The organism is Agrobacterium sp. CG160-95 (assembly GCF_053521725.1).
Genome location: NZ_JBNWDU010000004.1, coordinates 425,816 through 444,177, shown reverse-complemented (window position 1 = coordinate 444,177; position 18,362 = coordinate 425,816). Strand labels below are relative to the sequence as shown.

Annotated in this window: 18 protein-coding genes; 6 read left to right on the top strand and 12 right to left on the bottom strand. The window is 58.7% G+C overall.

The genetic code is table 11. From position 1 onward, the window contains the following. Positions 1-37 precede the first annotated feature (37 nt). Positions 38-790, top strand: a complete 753-nt coding sequence (locus tag ACQZ63_RS16470) for a HugZ family pyridoxamine 5'-phosphate oxidase (RefSeq protein ID WP_111796081.1) — start codon at positions 38-40, stop codon at positions 788-790. A gap of 222 nt (positions 791-1,012) precedes the next feature. Here the strand turns inward: ACQZ63_RS16470 and ACQZ63_RS16465 are convergent, their stop codons facing one another. The 3 genes from ACQZ63_RS16465 to ACQZ63_RS16455 form a co-directional block, all read right to left on the bottom strand. Next, positions 1,013-1,354: a RidA family protein gene (locus ACQZ63_RS16465; RefSeq protein WP_003513295.1), complete on the bottom strand. Its 342-nt coding sequence runs from the start codon at positions 1,352-1,354 to the stop codon at positions 1,013-1,015. Between the two features lie 49 nt (positions 1,355-1,403). Next, a complete protein-coding gene (locus ACQZ63_RS16460) occupies positions 1,404-1,742 on the bottom strand; it encodes a protein tyrosine phosphatase family protein (RefSeq protein WP_003513297.1) in 339 nt (112 codons plus the stop codon). 142 nt (positions 1,743-1,884) lie between these two features. After that, positions 1,885-2,718, bottom strand: coding sequence for an aldose 1-epimerase family protein (locus tag ACQZ63_RS16455; protein WP_113556392.1), 834 nt, complete (start codon positions 2,716-2,718; stop codon positions 1,885-1,887). A gap of 156 nt (positions 2,719-2,874) precedes the next feature. Here ACQZ63_RS16455 and ACQZ63_RS16450 point away from each other — a divergent pair, with 156 nt between their 5' ends. Beyond that, on the top strand, positions 2,875-4,266 hold the full coding sequence (locus tag ACQZ63_RS16450; RefSeq protein ID WP_003513302.1) for a L,D-transpeptidase family protein: 1,392 nt from the start codon (positions 2,875-2,877) through the stop codon (positions 4,264-4,266). Positions 4,267-4,336: 70 nt separating this feature from the next. Here ACQZ63_RS16450 and ACQZ63_RS16445 read toward each other — a convergent pair whose 3' ends face one another. The 9 genes from ACQZ63_RS16445 to ACQZ63_RS16405 form a co-directional block, all read right to left on the bottom strand. Next, the gene (locus tag ACQZ63_RS16445) at positions 4,337-5,542 is read right to left on the bottom strand and encodes an MFS transporter (protein ID WP_019565262.1); all 1,206 of its coding nucleotides are present in this window, start codon (positions 5,540-5,542) and stop codon (positions 4,337-4,339) included. A gap of 46 nt (positions 5,543-5,588) precedes the next feature. Next, a complete protein-coding gene (locus tag ACQZ63_RS16440) occupies positions 5,589-6,236 on the bottom strand; it encodes a TetR/AcrR family transcriptional regulator (RefSeq protein ID WP_448799323.1) in 648 nt (215 codons plus the stop codon). A 59-nt stretch (positions 6,237-6,295) separates the two neighbouring features. After that, positions 6,296-7,012 carry a ParA family protein gene (locus ACQZ63_RS16435; RefSeq protein ID WP_080798104.1) on the bottom strand — a complete coding sequence of 239 codons (717 nt, stop codon included), beginning with the start codon at positions 7,010-7,012 and terminating at the stop codon, positions 6,296-6,298. 161 nt (positions 7,013-7,173) lie between these two features. Then, entirely contained in the window at positions 7,174-7,557 is a 384-nt protein-coding gene (locus ACQZ63_RS16430; RefSeq protein WP_113556394.1) for a hypothetical protein, read from the bottom strand. 9 nt (positions 7,558-7,566) lie between these two features. Next, positions 7,567-8,712, bottom strand: coding sequence for an iron-containing alcohol dehydrogenase (locus ACQZ63_RS16425; protein WP_113556395.1), 1,146 nt, complete (start codon positions 8,710-8,712; stop codon positions 7,567-7,569). Further along, positions 8,709-10,097 (bottom strand): aldehyde dehydrogenase family protein, encoded by a 1,389-nt coding sequence (locus ACQZ63_RS16420; RefSeq protein WP_013636539.1) that lies wholly within the window; start codon positions 10,095-10,097, stop codon positions 8,709-8,711. Before ACQZ63_RS16420 ends, ACQZ63_RS16425 begins: the two co-directional genes overlap by 4 nt. Positions 10,098-10,115: 18 nt before the next feature. Continuing rightward, the gene (locus ACQZ63_RS16415) at positions 10,116-11,480 is read right to left on the bottom strand and encodes a glutamine synthetase family protein (RefSeq protein ID WP_013636540.1); all 1,365 of its coding nucleotides are present in this window, start codon (positions 11,478-11,480) and stop codon (positions 10,116-10,118) included. 64 nt (positions 11,481-11,544) lie between these two features. Beyond that, positions 11,545-13,059: an amino acid permease gene (locus ACQZ63_RS16410; protein ID WP_003513319.1), complete on the bottom strand. Its 1,515-nt coding sequence runs from the start codon at positions 13,057-13,059 to the stop codon at positions 11,545-11,547. 212 nt (positions 13,060-13,271) lie between these two features. Next, complete coding sequence (locus tag ACQZ63_RS16405) at positions 13,272-14,045, bottom strand: N-formylglutamate amidohydrolase (RefSeq protein WP_003513321.1); 774 nt, start codon at positions 14,043-14,045, stop codon at positions 13,272-13,274. 177 nt (positions 14,046-14,222) lie between these two features. On the opposite strand from ACQZ63_RS16405, the gene ACQZ63_RS16400 reads away from it, so the two are divergent. The 4 genes from ACQZ63_RS16400 (at position 14,223) to ACQZ63_RS16385 (ending at position 18,362) form a co-directional block, all read left to right on the top strand. Then, complete coding sequence (locus ACQZ63_RS16400) at positions 14,223-15,101, top strand: MurR/RpiR family transcriptional regulator (protein WP_113556396.1); 879 nt, start codon at positions 14,223-14,225, stop codon at positions 15,099-15,101. A gap of 288 nt (positions 15,102-15,389) precedes the next feature. Then, positions 15,390-16,496 (top strand): ABC transporter substrate-binding protein, encoded by a 1,107-nt coding sequence (locus ACQZ63_RS16395; RefSeq protein WP_003513325.1) that lies wholly within the window; start codon positions 15,390-15,392, stop codon positions 16,494-16,496. A 202-nt stretch (positions 16,497-16,698) separates the two neighbouring features. Then, entirely contained in the window at positions 16,699-17,583 is an 885-nt protein-coding gene (locus ACQZ63_RS16390) for an ABC transporter permease (protein WP_038491680.1), read from the top strand. Beyond that, complete coding sequence (locus ACQZ63_RS16385) at positions 17,580-18,362, top strand: ABC transporter permease (protein ID WP_003513330.1); 783 nt, start codon at positions 17,580-17,582, stop codon at positions 18,360-18,362. The genes ACQZ63_RS16390 and ACQZ63_RS16385 overlap by 4 nt, the downstream gene beginning before the upstream one ends.

The following is an 18,362-nucleotide window of genomic DNA, read 5'->3' as shown; positions in this document are numbered from 1 at the left end:
GTAAATCCTGACTAGAACATACAGGTTAGGAAACGACATGCCGGATGCAGCCCCTCCCGTCATCACCCCACGTGGCGCAAAGATCGAACCTTCGGCCGGTGCGCCATTCGAGGCAGTGCGCGTGGCACGCGATGTCCTGCACACATCCCGCACAGCGGCGCTCGCGACCCTCGATCCGGTCAGCGGTTATCCCTATACGACCGCCACCAATATCGGCATAGAGCCGGATGGTACACCGTTCTTCTTCGCGGCTGGCCTGACGCTGCATGCCCGAAACATGGAGGCCGACCCGCGCATCTCGTTGACACTTGCCCCCTTCGGCAAGGGTGACGCGCTGACGCTGCCGCGGCTGACACTGGTAGGCAAGGCGGAACTGATCGATCCGGAAGAAGTGCCGCTTGCCAGACAGCGCTACATCGACCGCTATCCCAAGGCAAAACTCTACCTCTCTCTTCCCGATACAAGGCTCTACCGGCTGCGGACAGAGGGCGTGCAGATCAATGGTGGCCCTGCCCGCAACGCCAGCAACATCACACCTGGCGATCTGCACAGTGACCTTTCCGGCGCGGAACAGCTGATGGCTGCGGCAGCGGACGAGGCCGCGCGCCTCAACGCCATCAAGGGCGAGGCATCACGGCTGGCCGCTCTTGCGGGTGCGAAAACCGCACGCTGGAAAATCACTTCCATAGACCCTGATGGTATCGACCTCGCCTCAACCAACGACCTGGCACGGCTGTGGTTTGCAGAACGGGTGAAGACGTTGAAGCAGCTTGAGAAGGCGCTTGCTTAGCTTCTGAAATGAAGGGCGCAAGCGATTCACAAACCTGGGACAATCGCCTCTCCTCCATCATGCTCGGGCCTGTCCCGAGCATCTGCTACCTATCAATTAGCGATACGTGATTGGCTCCTCGGGACAAGCCCGAGGATGACAAAACGAGCGTTTCGAATTTTCCCAACAAAAAAGGCCGGGCTGCATTCCGCAACCCGGCCTTCCTCAAAATCAAACCGTTACTCAGAGAGCAGCGGTAACGATGAACTCGACCTTGTAGTCCGGAGTAGCAAGCGCCGCTTCGCTGGTGGCGCGGGCCGGCGGGTTTGCCGGGTCGATCCAGCCTTCCCAGACGGCGTTCATTTCGCCGAAGGTGGACATGTCGGAGAGGTAGATGATGGTCTGCAGGATCTTCGACTTGTCGGAACCGGCAGCGGCCAGCAGACGATCGACTTCAGCCAGCGCCGACTTGCTCTGATCGGTCACGGACACGCCCTCACCGACCTGGCCGGCCAGATAAACGGTGTTGCCGTGGATGACGGCGCCGCTCATGCGCTTGCCCGGTTCGATACGCTTGATGGTCATGGAAAACTCCTGTTGATTGGCTTTAGAAAATCGAATTATCCGCGGAAAATCAGCCGCGCAGGTGGTGGGTCTTTTCGTAGATCGCAGTCGAGCGCGCGCCGGAACGGCAATAGCCGAGCATCGGGCGCTGCAATTCGTCAAGCGCATCCACCATGCCGGTAACCGCATCCGCATCGACGCCGTAGCGGCCAACCGGTACATGCACGATGGTCAGGCCAAGCTGTTCGGCACGCTCGGCAATATCGGCGAAAAGCGGCTGGCCTTCTTCTTCGCCGTCAGGGCGGTGGCAGACGATCGACTTGAAGCCGAGTGCCTTGACCTCGTCGAGATCGGCAACGCTGATCTGTCCCGTGACCGAATATTCGTCGTCTATGCGCCTGATATCCATAATAATGCCTCCGCTTAAACCGGCGCCTTGGCGCCGCTGGCACGCTGTCGCCACTGTCTGAAATCCGCATCCGATGTAAGGGCTCAAAACCCTTGCGTCAATGATGCGGCGCCTTCATTCGGTACACCATTCAGTCGCCTATTCAGAGGATGGAAAAGCGAAGACCATAGGAGCGGCTTTCGCCCGGCTGCAGCATATTGAACTCGCCGGCGGCCTCAAGCTCGCCGCGCCCCACCCAGCGGTGCGAAACCGGTTCGATGCCAAGCACATTGGCCGGATCCTTCTGGTTCCGCCACATCTGCAGATAGGGCAACGTCTCCGTGCAGAAACGTACTTTCAGCGTCTTGCCGCCAATTGCGGCAATCGGACCGAGAGCTAGTTCCGCCCATTCGTCCTGACCGGCGGGTACACAGAACACCGTGCCCGGCTCCTCGCCAAAGCGCCAGCCATGACCACCGCCATCAAGCATGGCACCTTCCAGCCGAACGGCCTCGTCAAACAACCGCGCGCCAAGATTCATGTGGTACATCAGAAAGACCGGGATCGGCCGCGAACTCGTATTGACGATCCGGTCATCGAGGCTGACTTCGCCGCTTTCGCCATCGATGCGCCATGTCCGCTCGAGAAGGGCCGTGCCGCCATCGGCAAGGTTCACGGGAACCTCGGCACGCGCCAATGCATTGGACTCATGAACGTCGAAGGCAACTATCTTGGCGGGATGCGCGGAGAAGGACCCATGCAAAGGATATCGACGCCCCTCGCCCTCACCGCCGATCGGTTCGGGATGGCGGATATGATCGGGACCGCAGGTGAACAGAAAGCCTTCCAGCGAATGGTCGATGCGCGGATCGCCATCATCTGGAATGGAACGGCCGGGCGCGATGTCGATACCATCGACAACACAGGCGCCAATATCGAAAACGGAGGTTTCATCGAGGAAAATGCGTGGCGATTTGCCGGCCTGAAACGAACGCAAGACAACCTCCCTGTGGCAGTAAAAGCGCAATAATCACGGAAACGCTACTAACCGTAACGTAAATTAAGATTGCTTTAACCGTGAATTCACCTTTTTCACAATAGGGTCAAGATTACGGTGTGTTTATCGGTGAACGAAGTAAGGGATAGCAGAATCGTGAAACAGTTTGTTAACGCAGCTCTGGGTCTGGCGATTGCCTTGGCGGCGGTTTGCGCGCCTCTACAGGCTGGCGCGCAGCAGCGTTATGGCTATCAGGAACAGCCGGTTCTGGTGACGCCGGATGGCCGTGTTCTCGACTTCGTGCCCCAACGTGGCGACATCGTCATCAGTCGCGACAATATGGGCCGCACGGTATTTTATGACCGGTACGGCAATCTGCTGGCCACTGAAATGCCGTCAGGCTATCAGCAGCGGCAACAGGTACAGCAACGCGACACCACCTACTATCCCCCGGCCCCCGGCGGTGAATATCGTGAGCCGCAGCGCGATTACGGTTATCAGGATAATGGAAGCGTGCGCGATTACCGCGAATATCGCGGCAATGGTTCCGGCGATGATGTCTATACCGGCTCGGTTCCGGGCCCGGGCGCTGTCGAAAGCGCGCCGCTCAACCAGCCGATGCCCGAAGAAAGCACCACGGCTGCCGTTCCGCAGCCGCAGCACCTGATCGAGCGCCACACGCCCGTCACCACACCGGTCAACAGGTCTCGCCAGGAGATCGTGGCACTTCAGACCTTCCTCGACCGCGAAGGCATCTCGCCCGGCGTGATCGATGGCAAGATGGGCGACAACGTCAACAAGGCGATTGCCGCCTGGCAGGACATGACCGGCGAAAAGCTCGACCCGAACAATTCCGAGGACATTCTCGAGCGTCTGCGCGCCTCCGGCGGCATGCCGATCGTCGATTATACGATCACCGCAGCCGATGCAGCCGGCCCCTATGTCGCCTCCATTCCGGATGACTATGCGGAGAAGTCGCAGTTGCCCGCCCTCTCCTTCACCTCCACGTCGGAGGCGTTGGCCGAGCGCTTCCACATGGACGAGACCTATCTGAAAGAACTGAACCCCGGCATCGATTTCTCCGTGCCCGGCACCATCATCAAGGTCGTCAATCCCGGGGAACCCAAAAAGGGACAGGTGGCCCGCATCGTCGCGCATAAGGGCATCAAGCAGGTCTTCGCTTACGGAGAGGATGGCGCTCTGATCGCCGCTTATCCCGCCACCATCGGTTCTACCGACACGCCTTCGCCAAGCGGCACACACACCGTCGAGCGCGTCGCGCTTAATCCGGGTTACACCTACAATCCGAAGATCAACTTCAGGCAGGGCCAGAACGACAAGATCCTGCAAATTCCGCCCGGTCCAAACGGCCCTGTTGGCACAGTCTGGATTGCCCTGTCCAAACCGACCTACGGTATCCACGGCACGCCGGAACCCTCGAAGATCGGCAAGACCAACAGCCACGGCTGTATCCGCCTCACCAACTGGGATGCGACGGAGCTGGCAAAAATGGTCCGACCCGGCGTCGTGGTTGAGTTCGCGGAATAGGATTGACCGCGAAGACGAATTGCAAAAGCCCGGCGGATGTCATTCCGCCGGGCTTTTTCGTTGCTGAATGTTATCCGCGCTTTTCAGTCAGGAAGTAAAGCAGCGCTGCCGCTGGTAGAGCAAAGCCGACCCAGGACGCAGCACCCCATTCCCCGACGGAATAGGCCCAGCCGCCGACGGCAGAGCCAATCGCACCGCCCATGAAAAATGTCGCCATGTAGACGCCGTTCAGACGGCTGCGGAATTCGGCGCCGAGCGTGAAGATGGCGCGCTGACCCAGCACCAGATTGGTGGTGACGCCGAAATCGAGAACGATGGCGGCGACCACGAGAATGCCGAGTGCCAGATGCGATCCTTCCGGCGCAAGATGCGTGACGGCGAATGACAGCGCCGCTGCCACCATCGCGGCAAAAGTAGCGGCATAGGTCCAGCCCCGGTCAGCCATGCGCCCCGCAATCGGCGCGGCGACGGTGCCTGCTGCACCGGCAAGGGCAAACAGCGCAATCTGGCCCTGGCTGAGATTGAAATGCGGCCCGCTCAGATAAAGCGGCGTCGTCGTCCAGAACAGGCTGAAGGCAGCAAACAGGAAGGCGTGATAGATCGCCCGCCGCCGCAGGATAGGCGTATGGGCGGCAAGCCTGCCCATGGAGGCCATCAACGCCCCATAACCCAGCCTTGCCTCAGGCACACGAACGGGCAAAAGGCGATAGAGCACAACGGCGAGAATTGCCATGACGCCAGCCGACGTCAGGAACACACCGCGCCAGGAGACGACTTCCGACAGGAGGCTGGAGACCGGGCGCGCCAGCATGATACCCGCCATCAATCCGCTCATGACATTGCCGACTACCCGCCCTCGAACAGCGTGCGGCGCCATGTGCGCCGCATAGGGAACGATAACCTGCACCGCGACCGAACTGATACCGACCAGAAAGGCCGCAATCAGAAAAGGTGCCGCATGCGGGGCAAAAGCCGCCGCGAGGAGCGCAAGCACCGCCATCGAAACGGTGCTGACGACCAGCCTGCGATTCTCGACCAGATCGCCTAGCGGCACCACGAACAGCAGGCCGACGCCGTAGCCGATCTGCGTCAGGGTCACGATCAGACCGGTTGCGCCGGCAGACAGGCCAAGCTCCGCCCCGATGATGCCGGCAAGGGGCTGGCCATAATAAAGATTAGCCGCAATCAGTCCGCAGGCGGTAGCCAGCAGAAAAGTCAGGGCCGGGGAAATGGATGTTTCGTAAACATCCTCCCCTTCAACTACACGCGTCGTCATCATTTTCTCCAATATGGAAACGAATGTTTCCTAAATAGACACAAAATTATTCGGCAAGTTTCAGGGCGATATCCACCACGGCCGTCATCTCTTCCAGACTGCGCCCGGTCTTTCCCACCACCCGCATCCCGTACATCATGCACAACATCGCTCTGGCGAGATCATCGGGATCAGTCTTCGACTGCACGGAACCATCCCTCTGCCCCTCAGCCACCAGCCGGGCAACGATCCGCTCCCTCGCCTTCACCGCCCGCTCGACCACGACAGCGATATCGTCGTCCAGTGCGGCGAGATCGGCGGCAGCGCCAACCACGAGGCATCCATCCGAACCGGTGGCACCGTGCGACCGTTCCGCATAAAACATCAGGCCGGCTCGCAAACGCTCGTAACCGGTATCATAACCGGCAACGGCGACTTCAAACCGCTCCGTCTGCAAGGTCCTGTAGCGCTCCATCGTCGCGATGAAGATGGATTTCTTGTCCTTGAAAGCCTTGTAGAGACTGCCCTGCGCCAGTTCCATCGCATCGGTAAGATCACCGACAGAGGTGGCGTGATACCCGCGCCTTGAAAAAACACGGATTGCTCCATCAAGCGCGCGGTCAATATCGAACTCGCGTGGCCTGCCGCGATGGCGTTGTTCCGGGGAATTGGTGTGGCTGGTATCGGTCATGATCGCAATATAGGAAATGATCATTTCCAAATCAAGCAAAAAGAATGCCCGCACCTCCAGCAGTCCGGGCATTGGCAGTGTTTTCAAGCCGCCTTGCGGGTGAAAAAGCGCGCGGGTTGGGTGCCCAACCGTGACAGGCGTTTCGGCAAAAGGCCTAGCACCTCGCTCGCGAAGGCTTTCGCATTCTCCACAGCCTTGTCGATATTGCTGACCTTGTCCTTGTCGAGACAGAGAAGCGTGCCGCCATAATCGAAAATATCGCGATAGGCTGCTCTTTCGACAATCGGCGTATTCAGAACCGAAACGTTCTTCTCGGCCAGCAGCATTTTGACGAGCAGCAGCGAGCGGGTCGCCACCATGGCATTGACCCGCGTCAGCACGATGGAATGGGCGATCGCCTTGCCCATCTTGCGGTTCAGGAACTCGATATGGTCAAGAACCTCGGCAGCCCCACGCGCATCCATGGCGCAGCCCTGCACCGGTATCAGCACATGGTCGGAAATACCAAGCGCCATGGTCAGAAGCGGGTTTTTCGCTCCCGGCAGATCGATGATGAAACAGTCGGTATTGGCATTGTTTTCGCGGATATGCCCCTCGAGGGACGCCATCGTGACATGCGAAATTACCGAGAGATTTTCGATCTCGCCTGATAATTCGTGCCAGCGGGAAATCCACAATTGCGGATCGGCATCCAGAACCGTCACGCGGTGGCCGCTGCGGGCAAGTTCGGTTGCCAGAAGCAATACGGCAGTTGTTTTTCCCGCGCCGCCCTTGGTGTTGGCAAAAGTAATGACAGGCATGATATCCCCTGATGATCAGAGCCGTTTCATGCTCATTCATGCACCGAACCAATCATGGTGCTTTCCATAACCTTAACGAACATGGTTAAGAAAAGACTAAGATCGTTTGTGTGGACAACAAAAAGCCCGCGATAAATCGCGGGCTTTTGCCATCTGATTGATCACGCCAGCTTTCTGCAGGAACCCACATCGTCCGCACGCAGGCGGCCGGCTTTTAGATCCTCGTACTTCGGCAAGTTCAGGGAACTGCCCAACCTTTTCTCAACGGTTGCACGATCAAGCGTAATCATGCGTGCGGCGCTGGTGAAGGACACCATGCCGTTCTTTCCAGAATACGCCATAGTCGCACGCATTTCACAGAAATAGCGGTCTGAACCCCTGGACAAATTCCATCCCCGGATCCCCGCCTTATTGCTCGACAGAGCTCCGACTTTGTAACCTTGACCGGAAAGTTCCCTGAAAGAAGCGGCCTGCGCCGCAAGGGTCAGGCTTAGAAACGCCACTGCGAGCAATGGCGAAAAAACTGAAAATCGCATGGCTGCCATAACGACCCTTTAAAAGCAGTCCTCAAACAATTTCCTGGTATTCTCCAGCGTCATCGGCACCGGATTGCCGCCGCAGCTCGGATCCTTGATCGCTTCTGCCGCCAGTTCGTCAATGCGGTCAGGCTTAATGCCCATGGCGGTCAGGTTATCAGGCACGCCGAGTTCCTTGCGAAGCTCCAGCACATAATCATAGAAACCATCGAAACCGCCCGAAATGCCGAGATATGCGGCAGCGCGGGCAATCTTGTGTTCGATGGCCGGGCGGTTGAAACGCAGGACGGAAGGCATGACCACGGCATTGGTCATGCCGTGATGGGTGTTATAGACAGCGCCGATCGGATGCGAGAGCGAGTGAATGGCGCCGAGACCCTTCTGGAAGGCAACCGCCCCCATCGCAGCCGCCGCCATCATATTGGTGCGCGCTTCGATATCCGTGCCGTCCTTATAGGCGCGTGGCAGGAATTCCTTGACCAGACGCAGGCCTTCAAGCGCAACGCCTGCGCTCATCGGATGGAAGAACGGCGACGAATAGGCTTCGAGGCAATGGGCAAAGGCGTCCATGCCCGTGCCTGCCGTAATGACCTTCGGCATGCCGACCGTCAGTTCCGGATCGCAGATGACGACGCCGGGCAAAAGCTTCGGATGGAAGATGATCTTCTTCACATGGGTCTGCGAATTGGTGATGACGCTGGCGCGGCCAACTTCCGAACCGGTGCCCGCCGTCGTCGGAACCGCGACGATGGGCGCAATCTTCGAGGCGTCCGCCCGCGTCCACCAGTCACCGATATCCTCGAAATCCCAGACCGGGCGCGTCTGCCCGGCCATGAATGCGATGGTCTTGCCAAGATCGAGGCCGGAACCACCGCCGAAGGCGACGACGCCGTCATGGCCGCCATCGCGATAGGCTTTTACGCCGGCTTCCATGTTGATTTCGTTGGGGTTCGGATCGACGTCGGCGAAGATCGCCCGGCCGAGCCCAGCCTCTTCCAGTACATCGAGCGCATGCGCGGTAATCGCCATATTGGCAAGGCCGCGATCCGTGACGAGAAGCGGCTTCTTGATGCCGAGCGTCTTGCAGGCTTCCGCCAGTTCCTTGATCCGGCCACGGCCAAGCTTGACGGCGGTGGGATAGCTCCAGTTGGCGACGATATTCATTTCGTGACTTTCTTCAGATGGTAGGATTTCGGTCGGGTCAGGTTCTGGAAACCGAGAACGGAAAGCGAGCCGCCACGGCCCGTTTCCTTCACACCTGTCCAGCAGAGCGCGGGATCGAGATAATCCGCACGGTTCATGAACACGGTGCCGGTTTCGATCTCACGGCCGATACGCCCGGCACGCGCCGCATCCTGCGTCCAGAGCGAGGCGGTGAGGCCATATTTGCTGTCATTCATCAGGGCGATGGCCTCGTCGTCGTTCTTCACCTTCATGATGCCAAGAGCGGGGCCGAAGGTTTCTTCGGTCATGAACTCCATGGAATGATCGACATTGACGAGCACTTGCGGAGCGACGTAAGCGCTCTCGCCGTCATCGGCAGGGAAAAGCTTGGGATCGACCAAAGCCTTGGCGCCCTTTGAGACGGCATCAGCGATCTGTGCGCGCACCACCTTGGCGAAACGCTTGTTGGCCATCGGCCCCAGTGTCGTTTCCTGTTCCAGCGGATTGCCGAGCTTGTAGTTGGACACCCACGCCACGGACTTCTCGACGAATGCGTCATAGAGGTTTTCGTTGACGTAGATACGCTCGATGCCGCAGCAGCATTGCCCGGAATTATAGGTCGCGCCATCCATCAGCGTATCGACGGCAGCGTCGAGATCAGCATCCTCCATCACATAGCCGGGGTCCTTGCCGCCGAGTTCAAGCCCGAGACCGGTGAAGGTGCCGGCAGCAGCACGCTCAATGGCTCGGCCGCCTTCCACCGAACCGGTGAAGTTGACGAAATTGAACAGGCCTTCGGAAATCAGCGCCGAGGTCGTGCCGTGATCGAGGAAGACATTGATGAAGACATCGTCAGGCACGCCCGCCTCGACGAAAGCCCGCACCATCCGCTCGCCGACGAGAAGCGTTTGCGCCGCATGTTTGATGACGACTGTGTTGCCGGCCATCAGAGCCGGGGCAACGGTATTGATCGCCGTCATGTAGGGATAGTTCCACGGCGCTATGACGAAGACCACGCCATGTGCTTCGCGCTCGATGCGGCGTTCGAAATTGCCGCTTTCCTCGATGACGAGCGGCGCCAACGCATCCGCCGCAATGGAGGCGACATAATTGGAGCGCTCGTTGAAGCCCTTGAACTCGCCGCCATAACGAACCGGGCGGCCCATCATATGCGCCAGTTCCGGCACCACCTCGGCCACCATTTCATTAAGGCGCGCCACACCCTTGAGAACCAGCTGAACGCGGTCCTCAAGCGGACGTCGCGCCCAGTCCTTCTGCGCCTTGCGCGCTTTCGAAACGGCGGCGCGCGCCGCTTCCAGCGACATCGCCTCCCGCTCGGCATAAACCGAGCCGTCGATGGGCGAGATATTCTGGATCATGGTCATGATGTTTTCCCGTAATGATTAGGCTCTCTCGAAACCGCGCGCCACTTCCCAGTCGGTCACGCGGCGGTCGTATTCTTCCTGCTCCCACCTTGCGGCGTGCACGTAGTGATCGACCACGTCGTCGCCAAAGGCCTCACGCAGCATTTTCGATCCGTCCAGGAAGGCGGTCGCGTCGCGCAATGTCTTGGGTATCTCGCGCACGTCCTTCCCGCCATAGGCGTCACCGACAAAAGCGGGCTCAAGTTCGAGTTTATTTTCAATGCCGTCAATGCCCGCCGCAAGAAGAGCGGCCATGGCGAGATAGGGATTGAGATCCGACCCGCCGACACGACACTCGATACGGATGCCCTTGGTTTCCGCGCCGCAAAGGCGGTATCCTGCCGTGCGGTTGTCGAGGCTCCATATCGCCTTGGTCGGCGCGAAGGTGCCAGCCATGAACCGCTTGTAGGAATTGATGTAGGGCGCCAGGAAATAGGTGATGTCGCTGGCATGCGCCAGAAGCCCGGCAACATAATGCCGCATCACATCCGACATGCCGTGTTCGCCGTCCTTGTCGAGGAAAGCCGGCTTGCCATCCAGGCTCCACAGCGACTGGTGGATATGCGAGGAACTGCCAGCGGCATTGTAGTTCCACTTGGCAAGGAACGTCACCGCCTTACCCTTCGACCAGGCGATCTCCTTGGTGGCGTTCTTGATGATGGCGTGCCGGTCGGCCATGGTCAGCGCCTCGGCATAACGCACATTGATTTCCGCCTGACCGGGAGACGCCTCGCCCTTGGAATTCTCGACCGGAATTCCCGCACCCTGCAGGCCCTTGCGCAGCGCCCGCATGACGTCCTCTTCCTTGGTCGTCTGGAAGATATGATAGTCTTCGTTGTAGCCGCTGGCGAGGTTCAGGTCCCTGTAGCCGCTGGCGCGTGCCGCATCGAAGGTCTGGTCGAACAGGAAAAATTCGAGCTCGGTGGCCATATAGGCCTTCAGCCCCATCGCCTCCAGCCGCGCCACCTGCTTTTTCAGCAGCGCGCGCGGCGAATGCGGCACTTCTTCATGGGTGTGATGATCGAGCACATCGCACAGAACCAACGCCGTGCCTTCCAGCCACGGCACCTTCCGCAGCGTCGAAAGGTCGGGCTTCAGCGTATAGTCGCCATAGCCCTTTTCCCAGCTTGAGGATTTGTAACCGGGAACGGTTTCCATCTCCATGTCGGTGGCAAGCACATAGTTGCAGCTATGGGTTTCCTCAAAGGCGCTTTCAACGAAAAACTCCGCCTGGAACCGTTTGCCCATCAGACGCCCCTGCATGTCGACAAGGCAGGCCAGAACCGTGTCGATGCGCCCTTCGGCCACATCCATCTTCAGCGCGTCGAATGTATAGCTCGTCATTTTGTCCATCCCTTTTCATGTGGCGAGCAGGCGGCCGGTATGCGGCCGCCCGTCAGTTCGAGCATCAGGCCTTTGCAGCCGCCGCTGCCATGGCAGCCTGCTTGTGCTCCAGCGCGAACTCCTCTTCCGGCGACAGGATGAGGCGATGGCGTCCGACAAAGGCGAAGTAGGCAATGGCAACCGCAAACCATACGGCTACCCACAGCACACCCTTGGTGAAGTTCGGATCCTGGATCTGATAGAGCAGCGTCACGATGGCGATGATGATTGTCAACACCGCGCCCGGAATGCCGAAGGGCGAGCGGAACGGCCGCTCGATATGCGGCAGATTTTTCCTGAGCAGGATGAAGGAAATCGCCTGCAGGATGTAGGAGAACATCGCACCGAACACGGCCATGTTCAAAAGCACGCTGCCGATGATGCTGCCGCCCTGTTCCGCACCCAGCGAGAACCAGATGACGAGCATGACCGCAAGGCCGACGAGCGCGCCGGCAATATTGGCAACGTATGGCGTCCGATATTTCGAATGAGTGATCGACAGCACGGTCGGGAAGTAACCCGCACGCGACAGCGAATAGATCTGGCGGCCCTGCGCATAGAGGATCGTATGGAAGCTGGCGATCAGGCCTGTCAGCGCCACGAGACCGAGCAGCACCACGCCGCCATCGCCGTAGATCGCCTTGAAGCCATCCAGCAGCGGTTCAAGCGACGAGCTGAGATGAAAGGCGCCGACGCCCGGTAGTGATGGGTTCAGCAGCACGATCATGAAGGCCGAAACCATCAGCGTGATGACGCCGAGAATGATACCCTTGGGCATATCGCGTTTCGGATCAACGGATTCTTCAGCCGCCAGCGGCAGCTGCTCGATGGCGAGGAACAGCCAGACCGCAAAAGGCAGCGTGGCAAGAACGCCCGAAAAACCGAATGGGAAAAAGGAACCGTTGCCTTCCGGCAGCTCCACAGCCTTGCCATCGGGTCCGACACCGATATTAAGCGCGTAACGCGAAAAATCCATGTTGGGAATGGCGCTGACCCAGAAGAACACCAGAACGCCGAGTGAAATCAGCGTGATGACAAGGGTAACCTTGAAGGAAAGCTCAAGTCCGAAGACGTTGAGAGCAAGGAAGATGGCGTAGAAGGCTATCCACACGAAAGGTGAATAGGCCGGATCGAGGCCGAGAATGGAGTTCACATAGGCGGTGATGAAGGTAACGACGACCGCCGGCGTCAGCACATATTCGACATTCTCGCAAAGTCCCGTGACGAAACCGCCCCACGGGCCCATGGCCGTGCGGGCGAAGGAATAGGCGGCACCCGTATGCGGCAGCGCCGGGCTCATTTCCGCAATCGAGAATGTCAGCCCGAGATACATGATGGCGATAATGATGCCCGCCACCAGCATGCCGCCCCAGCCGCCGGTGGAAAAGCCGAAATTCCATCCGGAAAAATGCCCTGATATGACCGCGCCGACGCCAAGCGACCACAGCGACCACACGCCAGCGTATCGGGATAGTCCGCGTTTTTCGAAATAGGATGCATCAGCCTTCTTGTAGCTGACGCCTGATGATGAACCGTCCATGCCCTTCTCTCCTTAATAGAAAAAAAAGCCAGCCAGCCGTTATTGGCCGATTGTGCCCCCAGTTTCCGGCATCGCCCGGGAGGTTTCCCGCACTGCGCCGCACGCATCTGCTGTTCCCTTGCCGCTTCATGCCGTTCCGGCTTTTGTCGATTGCGGCAGTCTCATTGACGGTCGGCTGCGGTGTTTTCACCATAAGCCGCCCCATTGCTCCCTCACTCATCGATTGATGAGAGCGCCTTCCCCATAAGCTCGTGGAGAAAATCGGCAATTGCCGATTGGTCTCCTTCATTGGCGATCAGATCGTTGCGTATCTCGATCATGACGTTCAAAAGTCCGTCCGGCAGCGCATGCAGCCGCAATGTATGCGTTACACCGTCTTCCGGACCGTAGGGATCGTTGCGCTTTACCGTGAGCGCAGAACCCTCGGCACCCACCAGCATCGCATCGGCCAGCCGGCTGTCAGTATCGTGCAGGATGCCGATCTGCACTTCACGGAACTGACCGTGATAGACCGGCGTGAAACTGTGAATGGTCACCACTACCACCTTGCGGCCGCGGTCCTGCCGCTCGGCAATAATCTCACTGACACGGTCGTGAAACGGCACGTAAAGCGCCGAGGTTCGGGCAAATCGTTCCGCATCGCTCAGATCGAGATTGCCGGGAATATTGTAAATCTCGCTTTTGACCGGCATGGCAGAAGGCGATTCCGGCGGCCGGTTGCAATCATAGACCAGGCGCGAAAACCGCTGATGGACGAGCGTGGCATCGAGCTTCTGCGAAAGCAGCCTTGCAACCGCCAAGGCACCCGGATCCCAAGCCGCATGGCTCGAAAGCACGTCCGGCGAAAGACCAAGCGTACCGAGTTTTTCCGGTATGGTGGCTGAAGCATGTTCGCAGACGAGAACGACGTCGCCCTTCGCTGCGGCGTTCTCGACGCCGACAGCCTGTCCTTCCGCTTCCGTGAAAAACCGTGAACGCACCGTCATGCACGCATCCCGCCCCGAAACCTGCCATTCCGCCGATGACGAAAAGAATTCTTCACATTATCGCGAGTGTCAAATGGAATTTTGAAATTTTCTCTTCATTTTCCCCATTGACTCGATAGCTGGCACAGATGCTTATATTCGCCAATACACCGGCAAAAAGACCGGAAGGGGAAAGATTTGCGCAGTACGACGGCCACCGTGTCGGATGTCATCCATGCCCACTATGACGCGCTGACCCGTTCGGAAAAACGGCTGGCGGAGAGCCTACTCGGCAACTACCCCGTCTCGGGTCTCGGCAGCATCACCACCATTGCCGAAAATGCCGGTGTTTCGACGCCGACGGTGGCGCGCATGGTGCAGAAGCTCGGATATAAAGGTTACCCGGAGTTTCAGGCCCATCTGCACCAGGAACTGGAAGCGACGATCTCCGGCCCGGTTGCCAAACATGACCGCTGGGCAACCAATGCGCCGGGTCTGCATATTCTCAACCGTTTCGCCGACGCCATAACGGGCAATCTGCGCGACACTTTGAGCGATCTCGACACCGCGGTCTTCGACAATGCCGCAAAGCTGCTCTCGGACCGCAAACGCAGCATCTATTTCGTCGGCGGGCGCATCACCGGCGCGATTGCCGAATATTTTTTCACGCATATGCAGGTGATCCGGCCAAAGACGACGCTGATGTCGTCCAACTCCAACGCCTGGCCTCAATATATGTTGAATATGAGCGCCGGCGATGTGCTGGTGATCTTCGACATCCGCCGTTATGAGCACGACATGACGACGCTTGCCGAGGTGGCGAAGGCAAACGGCGTACAGATCATTCTTTTCACGGATCAGTGGACATCGCCGGTGGCGCGCCACGCGCTGCACACCTTCCGTGTGAAGATCGAAGCCCCCTCGGCATGGGATTCATCGGTCGTTACATTGTTTGTCGTCGAAGCGCTGATCGAAGCGGTGCAGAGCAGCACCTGGGATGAAACCAAGGAGCGCATGAACGCGCTGGAAGGCCTGTTCGAGCAGACGCGTCTGTTCCGCAGGCCGGACCGGACATGAACATTAGTAGCCGGCACAGTGCTTGACGCGGAAACCGCCGGCTGATTGGATACCTGAAATCGCTACCAGCGCGATAAAGCGGGATAAAAACAAGCTGGGGAACATATCTGTCCAACACGAATGATGATGGGATTACCCCGCGATTGCAGGCACAAAGCCGGGTGATGGCGGAAAATGGGCGTAAAGTGACGGAATCCGGATAAATAAATTGCAATCCAGCCGTCACATTAGCTTCATCCAGAATCCGTATCAGCGTCCGTAATACGAGAACACGAAGAGGAGAAAAAAGTGATCTCTCATTGCCGTCGACTGCTTGCTGCCACCACCGCTCTGGTAATGGCCTCCACCGCGATCGCTGCCGCTGCGCCAAGCGCCGAACTGATCGCTGCCGCCAAGAAGGAAGGCATGCTGACCACCGTCGCGCTGCCGCACGACTGGTGTGGTTACGGCGACGTCATCGCCGCTTTCAAGGCGAAATATCCGGAAATCACCGTCAACGAACTCAACCCCGACGCCGGCTCTGCCGATGAAGTCGAAGCGGTAAAGGCGAACAAGGACAACAAGGGCCCGCAGGCTCCTGACGTTGTCGACGTCGGTCTCGCTTTCGGCCCGCAGATGAAGGCCGAAGGCCTGCTGCAGCCTTACAAGGTCTCCACCTGGGACGAAATCCCTGACAACGTCAAGGATCCGGAAGGTTACTGGTACGGCGACTATTACGGCGTGATGTCCTTCTTCGTGAACAAGGACCTCGTCAAGAACGTGCCGAAGGATTGGGCCGACCTGCAGAAGCCGGAATATTCCGGTCAGGTAGCGCTTGCCGGCGATCCGCGCGCTTCCAACCAGGCTATCCTCGGCGTTCTCGCCGCCGGTCTTGCCAGCGGCGCGAAGTCCGGCAAGGAAGCCGGTGAGGCTGGCCTGAAATATTTCGCCGAGCTCAACAAGGCTGGCAACTTCCTGCCAGTCATCGGCAAGGCCGGCACGCTGGCACAGGGTGCTACCCCGATCATCGTCGCCTGGGACTATAACGCGCTCTCCTGGAAGAAGACGCTGAACGACAACCCGCCCACGGAAGTCGTGGTTCCGGAAAAAGGCGTTCTGGCTGGCGTTTACGTTCAGGGCATTTCCGCTTACGCCCCGCATCCGAACGCTGCCAAGCTCTGGATGGAACACCTCTACTCCGACGACGGTCAGCTCGGTTGGCTGAAGGGTTATTGCCACCCGATCCGCTTCAACGCGATGGTCAAGGCCGGCAAGGTTCCGCAGGAACTGATCGACAGCCTGCCGCCGGCAGCAGCCTATGAAAAGGCAATCTTCCCGACGCTCGAAGACGTCGACGCCAACAAGGCCGCCGTTACCGGCGGCTGGGACAGCGTCGTCGGCGCGAACGTGAAGTAACCTTTGAAAAATACACCCCGGCTTTTCAAAAAGCCGGGGTGCTTCTTTGAAAGCATTTCAGGTAAAACTCCCTAGGTTTTACCCCCGGAAATTGCACAAAACAAAGATCGAAAGTGCGTCTGACGATTCCGTTTTTACCGGACGTGCGATAATAAAGAACTTTATAGACAGACCGTTTGAAAACGGCGTTTGGGGACCAGGCATGCCATCAACCAACTCCGGCGGACCATCCGATGCGGGCAGAAAGTTGCCGCTTCATTGGTTAGGCGTCGTACCTTTTGCTGTTTTTGTTCTGCTGTTTCTGATTTTTCCGACGATGAAAATCGTGGTCGGTGCGTTCCAGCGTCCCGATGGCAGCCTGACGCTGGAAAACGTCGCCGGGCTTTTCACCTCGTCCATCCTCGCGGCCTACTGGATTTCGATCAAGATCAGCCTCGCCTCGGCGGCTCTTGGCTGCCTGATTGGTTTTGCCGTCGCCGCCGCCGTGGTTCTGGGCGGTCTGCCGCAGCGCATTCGCGGGCCACTCCTGACATTTTCGGGCGTCGCATCGCAATTTGCCGGCGTGCCGCTCGCCTTCGCCTTCATCGCCACACTCGGCCCGGTCGGCCTACTCACCGTGTTTTTGAAGACGCAGATCGGCATTGATCTGAGACTCCTCGGCTTCAACATCCTGTCCTTCTGGGGCCTGACCGTCACATATCTGTTCTTCCAGATTCCGCTGATGATCCTCATCATCACGCCGGCGCTTGACGGATTGAAGCGCGAGTGGCGCGAAGCTGCGGAAATCCTTGGCGCGACCGGCGTGCAATATTGGCGCATGGTGGCCTTCCCCATCCTGCTGCCATCGCTGCTTGGCACCATGTCGCTGCTGTTTGCCAATGCCTTCGGTGCGGTGGCCACCGCGATCGCGCTTACCGGCTCGTCGCTCAACATCGTGCCCATTCTGCTTTTCGCGCAGATCCGCGGCGACGTTCTCGGCAATCCGCATCTGGGTTACGCTCTCGCCTTCGGCATGATCGTCGTCACCGGCATTGCCAATGCGCTTTACATCTGGCTGCGCGCCCGTAGCGAAAGGTGGCTCAAATGAAGAAGTTCTTCGCCTGGGGCGCGCTGATCTTCGGCCTGCTCTATTTCGCCCTACCGCTGATCGGCATGACCAACTTCTCGCTGAAAATGCGCCGCGGTGAATATTCCTTCGACGCCTATGGCAAGGTGCTCACCGACCCGCGTTTTCAGGAAACCTTCAGCTATTCTGTGGTGATGGCTCTCTTCACCATCGTTTTCGGTGTGCTGCTGGTGGTGCCCACGGCCTATTGGGTCCGCCTCAAACTGCCGGGCTTGCGCCCCTATATCGAATTCATCACGCTCCTGCCGCTGGTCATCCCGGCCATCGTCATCGTGTTCGGTTATATCAGGCTTTACAACACCTCCAGCTGGCTTCCGCTGACTGGCACGACCTTCGGCACCAACCTGCTTTTGATGTTCGGTTATGCCACGCTCGCCTTGCCCTACATGTACCGCGCCGTCGATACTGGTCTTAGGACCATCGACGTCTCGACGCTGACGGAAGCGGCGCAGAGCCTTGGCGCGGGGTGGACGACCATTCTGTCGCGCATCATCCTGCCCAATGTTCTGGTCGCTGTGCTATCAGGTGCGTTTTTGACCTTCGCCATCGTCATCGGTGAATTCACCATGGCCGCCCTTTTGAACCGCCCGGCCTTTGGCCCCTATATGCAGCTGCTTGGCGCCAACCGCGCCTATGAACCGGCTGCACTTGCCGTGATCTCCTTCGGCATCACCTGGGGTTGCCTTGGGTTGATCCAACTCGTTTCACGCTACCAGAAGGGCGCGCCTCCCAAGGCCTGA